The organism is Hydrogenophaga sp. FW305-3-2-15-A-LB1 (assembly GCF_058787875.1).
This window is the reverse complement of the sequence record NZ_JBYTAE010000190.1, coordinates 1-529: the sequence shown is the minus strand read 5'-3', so window position 1 is coordinate 529 and position 529 is coordinate 1. Positions and strand designations below refer to the sequence as shown.

The 529-nt window shown below is 64.8% G+C and carries 1 protein-coding gene; it reads right to left on the bottom strand.

The features are described from left to right. A partial coding sequence (locus AC3WPZ_RS27990; protein ID WP_492442630.1) for an ATP-binding cassette domain-containing protein occupies window positions 1-488 on the bottom strand: 488 nt, incomplete at its 3' end. Window positions 489-529: the final 41 nt, after the last annotated feature.

The following is a 529-nucleotide window of genomic DNA, read 5'->3' as shown; positions in this document are numbered from 1 at the left end:
AGCTGCCCCACCGGCGTCTTGCGGTAGGCCTGGATCTCCAGGAAGTCGATGATGTGTTCGACGAACTCGCGGTGCGCTTCTTCTTCCTTCTGCGCCCCTCCGATGCCGAAGGGGTTGCGGAAGGCCTGCGCGAGCAGCCCGCTCCTGATGCGCAGGTTGCGCCCGGTCATGAGGTTGTCGATCACGCTCATGCCCTTGAAGAGCGCCAGGTTCTGGAAGGTGCGCGCGATGCCCATCTCGGCCACCTGGCGGCTGTTCATGTGCCTGAAGGTGCGGCCGCGAAAGCTGATCGAGCCCTCCTGGGGCTGGTACACCCCGTTGATGCAGTTGAGCATGGAGCTCTTGCCCGCGCCGTTGGGCCCGATGATGGCGCGCACCTCGTGCTCGCGCACGTCAAAGCTGATGTCGGTCAGCGCCTTGACGCCGCCAAAGCGCAGGCTGATGTTCTGGACGTTGAGGACGACGTCGCCGATCTTCTTCTGTGTCATGGTCGGGTGTGGGGTGTTCGGGCTCGGGCGGCGGCTCAGGC